Raw genomic sequence first — 7,566 nt, 5'->3', positions numbered from 1 at the left:
CCAGCACCGCCATTGTCGGCTTACGCGCAAGCGCTAAGCCGACCTACCAGCTACCCGCCTGCCCGGCGAGGCATGCCGGCCAAAAATCACTGGGGTTCGCAATGGCTTGATTGCGCACTGCGACGTACCAGACGCAGGCCAGCATCGGTCAGCGTAGGTCGGCGTAGGTCGGCGTAGGTCGGCTTAGCGCAGCGTAAGCCGACACCGCCAGCCCATGCCCCCCCCCAGCACCGCCATTGTCGGCTTACGCGCAAGCGCTAAGCCGACCTACACGGCGACGCAAGCACGCCAAAAGAGCGCGCAGCCCGCGCAAAACCCATACCTCACGGAAATTCAGGCGAAAAAAAATCCTCGGAGACCGAGGATTTCTTTATTTCGTTTGATCCAGCGTATTAGATTGGCTGAATGTTCGAAGCTTGCTTGCCTTTAGGGCCAGCAGTCACTTCAAAAGAAACGCGTTGGTTCTCTTGCAGGGACTTGAAGCCGTTCGACTGGATAGCCGAGAAGTGAGCGAACAGATCTTCGCCGCCTTCGTCAGGGGTAATAAAGCCGAAACCCTTCGAATCATTGAACCATTTTACGATGCCAGTTGCCATTACAATTTCCTATTTCAGTTAAGTTGGGCTTGCGCCCGTTATATCGTTTGAAGCAAGAAAGAAATGACAGACAAACTGCACTACTACCTCGAATCCAACGATGCCCAATTATACCAACAAAACTGAGAAAAACCATTCTTTCGCAAAATAAACTTGCGAACACTACTTTAATAGCCAAATCCCCGTCTTGCGGCGCCCTTTACCAGCGGCATGGAGACACTATATCCTAATCTTCGACGCGGGTGCTTTGCGTTGCATCAAATGAATCATTGCAACCACATCTCTGTAGTGCTGTCTCTCACGCGGTGAAATGGGTGGCGGCCGCATCACGTCCGGCCCAGTCCAGTAGCGCCGTCACTTGCGCCCGCAAGGCGGGCCATTCCGCCACCGCTTGCGCTGGGGTATTGAGCATGGCGCGCACCAGCTGTTCGATGCGCCGGCATTCCTGGCCCAGCGCGGCAAAGCCGAAGGTGGCGGCCGAGCCGGCCACCGCGTGCAGCGCGCGGTGCAGCTCCGTCAACGGTTCCAGACGGGCGCCTTCGCTGTCGCAGCGGCCGCTTGCCTGCGCAATCGCCTGCATCAGGGCCGGCACGCTGGCCGCATACTTTTCGTTCAACGCACGCAAACGCGTGCGGAAATCCGGATCGATCAAGGTTGCCATCGCAATACTCGCCTGAATGACTTACTTGGTGCCGAAGATACGGTCGCCGGCGTCGCCCAGGCCCGGCACGATGTAGGCATGGTCATCCAGGTGCGAGTCGAGCGCGGCGCAGAACATCTTGACGTTCGGGTGCGCGTTCTGGAACACGGTCACGCCTTCCGGTGCGGCCACCAGGGCCAGGAAGATGATCTGCTCGTCCGTCACGCCCCGTTTTTTCAGCACATCGACGGCATACACGGCAGAATTACCGGTCGCCACCATCGGGTCGCACAGGATGAAAGTACGCTCGTTCAGGTCCGGCAGGCGCACCAGGTATTCCACGGGCATGTGCGTGGCCGGGTCGCGGTACACGCCGATATGGCCCACGCGCGCCGACGGCACCAGGTTCAGCAAGCCATCGCTCATGCCGATGCCTGCGCGCAGGATGGGCACGATGGCCAGTTTCTTGCCGGCGATGACGGGCGCATCGATGGTCACCAGCGGGGTCTTGATTTCGCGCGTGGTCAGCGGCAGATCGCGCGTGATTTCATAGCCCATCAGCAAAGTGATTTCCTTGAGCAATTCGCGAAAGGTGCGCGTCGACGTGTCGTGCTCGCGCATGTGGCTCAGTTTGTGCTGGATCAACGGGTGATCGGTAATGAACAAATTCGGGAAGCGTGGATCTTGTTTCATATTGTTTTTCTTTCTCTACTCTCTGGCGCGGCGGCAAGCATGCACCGCAAGCGCGCTGTGTGTCGATAAAATCATGGATTGCAGCATTATCCCAGTCCGCAGCCCGCCTGTGGCCGGAATTTTCGAAATATTCGGATTTATTGAAATCAATACTCGCGCAGCGCGCGCGCCAGGATGGCCGCGCAATCGGTGCCCGCCGGCAAGCGGCCATACGCCCCGCCCGGCGCCTGCACCAGCCTCGACTGCAGGAAGGCTTGCGCAACGAACGGTGGCGCATGGCGCAGCAGCAAGGCCGCCTGCACGGCCAGCACGATGCGCTCGGACAATTGCCGCGCGCCAAATTCATCCGTCTGCGGCCCGTCCAGGTCGGCCAGCAGGCGCGCGCGGCAGGCAACAAAGGAAGCGTCATCATCGCCGGCCAGCGCCAGCTCGGCCGCCAGGGCGTCGCGCGCGGCAGGCGACTTGCCGAAGGCGCGCAAGACATCGAGGCACATGACGTTGCCCGAGCCTTCCCAGATCGAGTTGACGGGCAGTTCGCGGTACAGGCGCGCCAGCGGTGCCTCTTCCACGTAGCCCGTGCCGCCCAGCACTTCCATGGCTTCCGCGCCGAAGCCGGGCCCCCGTTTGCAGATCCAGTACTTGCCGGCCGGCGTGAGCACGCGCGCCAGCATCGCCTGCCCTGCATCGTCCTTTTCATCGAAACAGCGGGCCAGGCGCAACGCAAACGCAGTGGCCGCTTCCGACTCGAGCGCGAGGTCGGCCAGCACGTTTTGCATCAGCGGCTGCTCGGCCAGCGGCTTGCCGAACACGGCCCGTTGGCGCGCATGGTGCAACGCCTGCGTCAAGGCGGCGCGCATGATGCCGGTGCTGCCCAGCACGCAATCGAGGCGCGTATGGCTGGCCATCTCCAGGATGGTGGGAATGCCGCGCCCCGGCTGCCCCACGAGCCAGCCATAGGCATTGGTGAACTCCACCTCCGACGAGGCGTTCGAGCGGTTGCCCAGTTTATCTTTCAGGCGCTGCACGCGGATGGCGTTGCGGCTGCCGTCGGGCAGGTAGCGGGGCAAAAAGAAACACGACAGTCCACCCTCGTCCGCCTGCGCCAGGATCAGATGCGCGTCGCACTGGGGCGCCGAAAAAAACCATTTGTGGCCGACGATGCGCCAGGCGCCCCCTGCCTCTGCACCGAACAGCGCTTGCGCCTCGTCCGGCGGCACGGGCACGGCGCGCGTGGTATTGCTGCGCACGTCCGAGCCGCCCTGTTTTTCCGTCATGCCCATGCCGACCAGGGCGCCCCGTTTTTGTTCCACGGGCAAGGAGCGGGGATCGTATTCGCGCGACAGGATTTTCGGCAGCCAGCGCTGCGCGATCTGCGGCAGATCCTGCGCCTGGCGCAGGGCCGGCACCGAGGCATACGTCATCGTCACGGGACACTGCGTGCCGTTTTCCACTTGCCCCACTAATAGATAGGCGGCCGCGCGCGCCACCTGGGCGCCGGGGCCGGGCGAGGCCCAGGGCGACGCGTGCGCGCCGGCGCCCACGAGGATGGCCATCAGTTCATGCCAGGCCGGATGGAACAGCACTCCGTCGATGCGCCGGCCGGACCGGTCGAACTGCTGCAGTTCGGGCGTGTGGATATTGGCCAGACGCGCCAGCGCGTACGTCTCGGCCCGGCCCAGCTTGTCGCCCAGCGCGTCGAGCTCCTGCAGCGACGCGCCGCCGCCTTCACGCAGCAGCGCTTCGATCAGCGCCGGGTCGCAGGCGAACAGGTTGACGTTTTCAAACGGCGTGGCTTGGTTGAAAACTTCATGCGTATCAAAAGCATTCATGGGGGTCTCCCGCGATTTGTTATCATGGCGCCCTTGCCTGCCGCGGGCGCGCCGTCAACACCGTCTGCCAGCCAGACTAGCGCAAAGCGCAAGGCGGGGCAAGCGCGCCAGGGGAAGCAAGCGCAGATAAATGTTTCCACGTGGAATGAAAATACCCATGTGTGTCGCGCGGCATGATTTTTTTCATGGAAGGCAGGAATATTTACAAAACCTGAAGCAATGTTGCTTTATTTCATGTAATCGAATGCTTTTCAATGATACATTTCGTGTGGATCGCGTTCCGATAGCCGCCCTTCCGGCCCCTATGGCGCGCGTCACGCACGATGCACTGTTTCCGTTGGCGCCCTGCCCTGCAGCGAGCGCCGGCACTGATAATAAAAAGGTAAAAGCCAGCACGATGTTTTCCAGTACCCCATCCGCCGCCCACCGCGAGGCCCGCCACGAGTTGGACAACCTCATGGAAGAGGCAGGCGACGTCGTGTTCCGGCTCGATACGGACGGCCTGATCCTGTTCGCCAGCAAGCGCGCGGCCACCCTGTTCGGCGCGCCCTCGGGCCTGTCCGGCCATTTGCTGCTGCCGCTGGCCACCGAAGCGTCGCGCGCGGCGCTGCAGGCGGCGCTGGAAGACGCGCTGGAAGAGCCGGGCCGCCTGGAAGTGCGCCTGCAAGCGCCGGACCAGGAAATCTGGTTCGAGCTGCGCCTGTCGTCTTATATGAACGCGGCCGGCGTGGCCGAATTGCTGGTGGTCGGGCGCGACACGTCGGCCCAGCACAACACGGAAGAACGGCTGCGCCACATGGCAACGCACGATGCGCTCACGGGTCTGCCGAACCGCCTGCTGCTGTCGGACCGCATCCGCATGGTGATCGCCCAGGCCGCCCGTTCGGGCCAGGGCTTTTCCGTCGCCACCATCGGCCTCGATGGTTTTAAAAAGGTCAACGATGGCCTGGGCCACCCCGTCGGCGACGCGGTACTGCGCCTGGCCGCCGCGCGCCTGCGCAAGACCCTGCGCGACAGCGACACCCTGGCGCGCGTGGGCGGCGACGAATTCGTCGCCGTGCTGCCTGGCAGCGCCACCGACGCCCAGATCAAGCTGGTGACGGGCCGCCTGCTGGCCACCCTGCAGGCGCCGTTCGAAGTCGATGGCCACACGATCTACGTGGGCGCCTCCGTCGGCGTATCGATCTATCCGCTGCACGCGGAGGATGAAGTGCGCCTGGTGGCGCTGGCCGATGCGGCCATGTCGCGCGCCAAGGAAACGGGCAAGGCCCGCTGCCTGGTCTACAGCCCGCGCCTGAACGGCCCGTCGGAACACGATATTTCGTTGGAAGCGGCCATGTTCCACGCCGTGCGCGAAGGCGAATTCCTGCTGTTTTACCAGCCCATCGTCGACGCGCACACGCGGCAGATCCAGGGCTTCGAAACCCTGATGCGCTGGAAGCATCCGACACTGGGCCTGGTGCCGCCCGTGCGCTTCATCCCGATTGCGGAAGCCAATGGCCTGATCAACCTGCTCGGCGCCTGGGCGCTGAAGGCGGCCTGCGTGCAGCTCAAGCAGTTCCAGGAAGTGGCCAAACGGCCGTTGTACATCTCCGTCAACATCAGCCCGCGCCAGTTCCGCAACGATAAATTCCTCGACGTGCTCGATGAAGCCATCGCGTTTTCGGGACTCTCCGGCGAACACCTGGTGCTGGAAATCACGGAAGGCACGCTGATGATCGACCCCGTGCATGCGGAAACCATCCTCGTCAAGATGACGGAGCGCCGCGCGCGCATCGCCATCGACGATTTCGGCACCGGCTACTCCTCGCTCGCGTATCTGAAGCGCTTCCCCATTTCCGTGCTGAAGATCGACCGCACCTTCATCAAGGACTTGCCCGAATCGAGCAAGGATGCGGCCATCTGCAACACCATTCTCGACCTGGCCAAGCATTTGAATTTGTCCGTCGTGGCCGAGGGCGTGGAAACCGAGGAGCAGATGCACTTCATCGAGTCGCGCGGCTGCCAGTACGTGCAAGGCTACCTGACGGGCAAGCCGATGCCGGCCCATGCCGCGCTATCGGCCTTGAGCGACAAAACCTATGCGGCGCTGGTGCCTGCGCCGTCTGCCAATGAACCGCGCGGAGGGGTGCAATGAATCCAGGTCATTTCACGGTACCGACACAGCTCGGCAAAAACACCCTGGACCTGCTGTGGGCGCGCACGCGACAGCAAGGCGACATGCCCGGCTTCGCGAAAGCCATCAGCGCCATCCTGGGCGCCATGCGCGGCGAGGATGACCACGAATTCGACATCACGCAAACGGTGCTGTCCGACCCTGTCCTCACGCACAAGGTGCTCAGGCTGGCCAACAGCGGCATGTATTCGGCCTTCGGCCAGCGCGTCAACACGGTCTCGAAGGCCGTGCTGGTGCTCGGCATCGACGCCATCGGCCACCTGGCGCTGGGCCTGAAGCTGATCGAGGAGCTGTCGCAGGCGTCGCCCGATTCCGTCAGCGCCCACGTGGAAATGGAAAAAGCCGTGCTGGCCGGGATGGTGGCGCAGCAGGTGGCCACCAGCGCCGGCAGCCTGCAGGCGGAGCAAGCCGTCGTCTGCTCCATGCTGCACACCCTGGGGCGCATGATGGTGACGTTCTACATGACGGATTTCTGGGCGCGCATGCAGGCGCATGCGGGTCCCGGCAACGAAGCTGCCGCCGCGCGCGAAATCCTCGGCCTGTCGCTGCCCGAAGTGGGCTATGCCACGGCCGCCCACTGGGGCTTGCCGCAGCACCTGATCAACGGCATGCGTCCCATGGACCCGTCGCCGGACAACTCCCCCGTCAGCGGCGCCGACTGGATGGCGGGCCTGTCGACGATGGCGGCGCGCTGCGCCGACTCGCTGTGGCATGACGATGCGGCCGGCGCGGCGCAGGTGCATGCGCTGATCGACGATTATGCGGGCACCCTGGGCATCACGGCGACCGATCTGGTGGTGGCGGTGGACAAGGCCAAGGCGATGGCGGCGGCCGACCTGTCGATCGCACCGCTGTCGAAACCGGCCGAACGGCGCGCGCGCCAGCTGGCCTCGACGCGCATGCGCGCCGAAGGCAATCGCGTGTTGATCGGCGGCCTGGCCGACCTGCGCGGCGCCATCGGCAGCGCCAGCCCGGGACAGATGGTCTCGATGGCGCTCGAAACGCTGCACCAGGGCTTCGATTTCTCGCGCTCGGTGGCGTTCGTGCGCAACCACAGGGACCATTTGTATTCGGCGCGCATCAGCTTGGGCGAAGGCATGGCGGACCTGCAGGATTTGATGGTGTTTGGCGACGCGTATGAGCCGAACGTCTTCCATGCGGCCCTCAATAGCGACCGCGTGATCTTCATCGACAACGCGCGCGACCCGAAATTCGCCGCCAAACTGCCGCAATGGTGGAAGACGACCCTGTCGGAAGCGCGCAGCTTCGTCGTGCTGCCGCTGTCGGCCAACGGCCACCCCACGGGATTTTTATATGGCGACTGGGACGACAGCTTCCCGCCGATCCAATTGAATCAGACGGAATTCAACCTGATCAACGATATCCGGGCGTTATTGGTGCAGTCGGTGGAGATGCGCCATCAATTGGAATTGGTGGCGAACAAGGTGGCATGAGAACACCTGACCAAACCTACTGCGCGTCGGTATAGGCGGCCTGCGATGCTCACCGTACCAGAGTACGGTTGCGCTTCTCAGCCACCTCTCCCTTCCGCTCGCTACGGTTTTGTCAGGTGTCGCAAGCGTCGTTGTTAAACGAGAAAACGACCATCCAGGTCGTAGGTCGGATCAGGGC

The 7,566-nt window shown here is 63.2% G+C and carries 6 protein-coding genes; 2 read left to right on the top strand and 4 right to left on the bottom strand.

The genetic code is table 11. The annotated features are described in order from the left end of the window. Positions 1-392 precede the first annotated feature (392 nt). The 4 genes from JAB8_RS23495 to JAB8_RS23480 form a co-directional block, all read right to left on the bottom strand. Positions 393-596 carry a cold-shock protein gene (locus tag JAB8_RS23495; RefSeq protein WP_010398811.1) on the bottom strand — a complete coding sequence of 68 codons (204 nt, stop codon included), beginning with the start codon at positions 594-596 and terminating at the stop codon, positions 393-395. 298 nt (positions 597-894) lie between these two features. Beyond that, positions 895-1,257, bottom strand: coding sequence for an Hpt domain-containing protein (locus JAB8_RS23490; RefSeq protein WP_070291633.1), 363 nt, complete (start codon positions 1,255-1,257; stop codon positions 895-897). Positions 1,258-1,278: 21 nt separating this feature from the next. Continuing rightward, on the bottom strand, positions 1,279-1,929 hold the full coding sequence (gene upp, locus JAB8_RS23485) for a uracil phosphoribosyltransferase (protein WP_046682928.1): 651 nt from the start codon (positions 1,927-1,929) through the stop codon (positions 1,279-1,281). Positions 1,930-2,075: 146 nt separating this feature from the next. Further along, positions 2,076-3,758, bottom strand: a complete 1,683-nt coding sequence (locus JAB8_RS23480; RefSeq protein ID WP_070291632.1) for an isovaleryl-CoA dehydrogenase — start codon at positions 3,756-3,758, stop codon at positions 2,076-2,078. Positions 3,759-4,155: 397 nt separating this feature from the next. On the opposite strand from JAB8_RS23480, the gene JAB8_RS23475 reads away from it, so the two are divergent. Together JAB8_RS23475 and JAB8_RS23470 are read left to right on the top strand one after the other, a co-directional pair. After that, positions 4,156-5,895 carry an EAL domain-containing protein gene (locus tag JAB8_RS23475; RefSeq protein ID WP_070224478.1) on the top strand — a complete coding sequence of 580 codons (1,740 nt, stop codon included), beginning with the start codon at positions 4,156-4,158 and terminating at the stop codon, positions 5,893-5,895. After that, positions 5,892-7,388: an HDOD domain-containing protein gene (locus JAB8_RS23470; protein WP_070224427.1), complete on the top strand. Its 1,497-nt coding sequence runs from the start codon at positions 5,892-5,894 to the stop codon at positions 7,386-7,388. Before JAB8_RS23475 ends, JAB8_RS23470 begins: the two co-directional genes overlap by 4 nt. Positions 7,389-7,566 lie beyond the last annotated feature (178 nt).

The organism is Janthinobacterium sp. HH106 (assembly GCF_001758725.1).
GTDB lineage: Bacteria > Pseudomonadota > Gammaproteobacteria > Burkholderiales > Burkholderiaceae_D > Janthinobacterium.
The sequence above is the reverse complement of the archived record's forward strand: the minus strand, read 5'-3'. Positions and strand labels throughout refer to the sequence as shown.

Bases quoted from the DNA above. Each gene is read 5' to 3' on its own strand.
- JAB8_RS23475 (WP_070224478.1), top strand. From the start codon at position 4,156: ATGTTTTCCAGTACCCCATCCGCCGCCCACCGCGAGGCCCGCCACGAG.
- JAB8_RS23495 (WP_010398811.1), bottom strand. From the start codon at position 596: ATGGCAACTGGCATCGTAAAATGGTTCAATGATTCGAAGGGTTTCGGC.
- JAB8_RS23470 (WP_070224427.1), top strand. From the start codon at position 5,892: ATGAATCCAGGTCATTTCACGGTACCGACACAGCTCGGCAAAAACACC.
- JAB8_RS23490 (WP_070291633.1), bottom strand. From the start codon at position 1,257: ATGGCAACCTTGATCGATCCGGATTTCCGCACGCGTTTGCGTGCGTTG.
- upp (WP_046682928.1), bottom strand. From the start codon at position 1,929: ATGAAACAAGATCCACGCTTCCCGAATTTGTTCATTACCGATCACCCG.
- JAB8_RS23480 (WP_070291632.1), bottom strand. From the start codon at position 3,758: ATGAATGCTTTTGATACGCATGAAGTTTTCAACCAAGCCACGCCGTTT.